The sequence below is a fragment of the Micromonospora sp. WMMD736 genome (assembly GCF_049179015.1).
Taxonomy (GTDB): Bacteria; Actinomycetota; Actinomycetes; order Mycobacteriales; family Micromonosporaceae; genus Micromonospora.
Genome location: NZ_JBMHMI010000076.1, coordinates 1 through 2,142 on the forward strand (window position 1 = coordinate 1; position 2,142 = coordinate 2,142).

Sequence of the window (2,142 nt, forward strand, 5' to 3'; positions counted from 1 at the left end):
CCCGGTCATGCTCGGTCCCGACGACTCGGTCTCCGATGCGATCGCGTTGCTGCACAAACGCGCCCACGGCGCGGCGGTGGTGGTCTTCGAGGGCCGCCCCATCGGCCTGGTCACCGAGGCGGCCTGCGCAGGCGTCGACCGGTTCACCCGGGTCCGCGACGTCGCGGTGTCCGATTTCGTGACTGTCCCGGTCGGTACCGACCCGCGCACCGTGTTCGATCAGTTGGAGCATGCGCCGATTCCGGTAGCGGTGCTGACCGAGCCCGACGGCTCGCTGGCCGGGGTGCTCACCCGCACCGGCGCGGTCCGGGCCCAGATTTACTCCCCCGCCGTCGACGATCAGGGCCGGCTACGGATCGCGGCCGCCGTGGGCATCAACGGCGACGTCGGCGCCAAGGCCCGGGCGTTGACCGAGGCCGGCGTCGACCTGTTGGTGATCGACACCGCACACGGCCACCAGGAGAAGATGCTCGATGCGATCAAGGCGGTGTCCTCGCTGGATCTGGGTCTTCCGTTGGCCGCGGGCAACGTGGTGTCGGCCGAAGGCACCCGCGACCTGATCAGCGCCGGAGCCTCGATCGTCAAGGTCGGGGTAGGTCCAGGCGCCATGTGCACGACCCGGATGATGACCGGCGTCGGCCGGCCGCAGTTCTCGGCGGTGGTCGAATGTTCAGCAGCGGCACGGCAACTCGGTGCCCATGTGTGGGCCGACGGCGGGGTGCGCCATCCCCGCGACGTCGCCCTGGCGCTGGCCGCCGGCGCGTCCAATGTGATGATCGGGTCGTGGTTCGCCGGTACCTACGAGTCGCCCGGTGACCTGCTGCGCGACCGTGACGATCAGCCCTTCAAGGAGAGCTACGGGATGGCGTCCAAGCGGGCGGTAGCCGCCCGCACCGCCGCGGACGGCGCGTTCGACCGGGCTCGCAAAGCGCTGTTCGAGGAAGGCATCTCCACCTCGCGGATGGGGTTGGATCCGTCCCGCGGCGGCGTCGAGGATCTGCTGGACCACATCACGTCCGGGGTGCGCAGCACCTGCACCTACGTCGGCGCCGCATCGATCGCCGAGTTGCACGACAAGGTGGTCCTCGGGGTGCAGTCGGCTGCCGGGTTCGCCGAGGGGCACCCGCTGCCTACCGGCTGGTGACCTGCAGCGGCGGCACTCAGCGCGACTCGGGCTAGCATGGTTCTCTCATCTTTGCACCGTGGCTGGAATGCCACCTGAACGAAAGGGCCGACGTGCCGCAGGCACCCCGGCTGCTGGGACAGGAAGCGCAGGGCTTCGGGTCCGAGCAGCCTGCCCACGAGGCCGCCGACGCCGAACCTTCCTCTAGCCGGCCGGGCTCGCGGCCCGGCCAACCGCAGGTGATGCCGCAGTGAGCATCCTGCTGACCGTGTTGTCGGTGACAGCGATCCTGGTCCTCACCGCGGGGACGGCGGTGTTCGTCGCAGCCGAGTTCTCGCTCACCGCACTGGAGCGCAGCACCGTGGAGGCCAACGCCCGCGGCGGCGACCGGCGCGATGCCATGGTCCAACGCGCCCATCGCACCCTGTCGACCCAGCTGTCCGGTGCGCAGGTCGGCATCTCGATCACCACGCTGGCGACGGGCTACCTGGCCGAACCGGTGGTCGCCCGGCTGCTGCGGCCCGGCTTGGCGGTGTTCGGCCTGCCCGACAACGCCACTCGCGGGCTCGCGTTGTTCTTGTCAATTCTGATCGCCACCTCGCTGTCGATGGTGTTCGGCGAGCTGGTGCCCAAGAACCTGGCCGTTGCCCGGCCGGTGCCTACCGCGCGGTGGTCGGCGCCGCTGCAGTTGTTGTTCTCGACGCTGTTCACGCCGCTGATCAAGTTGACCAACGGCACCGCGAACTGGATCCTGCGCCGGATGGGCATCGAGCCCGCCGAGGAGCTGCGCTCGGCCCGCTCCGCGCAGGAGTTGGTGTCGCTGGTCCGCAACTCCGCGCGCCGCGGCTCGCTGGACCCGGTGACCGCGGTTCTGGTCGACCGCTCGTTGCAGTTCGGTGATCGCACGGCCGAGGAATTGATGACCCCGCGCTCGAAGATCGAGGCGCTGTCGGCCGACGACACCATCAGCGATCTGATCGATGCCGCGATCGAGACCGGCCACTCGCGGTTCCCGATCA

At 69.7% G+C, this 2,142-nt stretch carries 2 protein-coding genes; both read left to right on the top strand.

Going from position 1 to position 2,142, the window contains the following annotated elements:
* Positions 1-1,144, top strand: a 1,144-nt coding sequence (locus ACN269_RS33750) for a GuaB1 family IMP dehydrogenase-related protein (RefSeq protein ID WP_421477252.1), incomplete at its 5' end; no start/stop codon positions are given.
* A gap of 229 nt (positions 1,145-1,373) precedes the next feature.
* Positions 1,374-2,142, top strand: a 769-nt coding sequence (locus tag ACN269_RS33755; protein WP_421477254.1) for a hemolysin family protein, incomplete at its 3' end; no start/stop codon positions are given.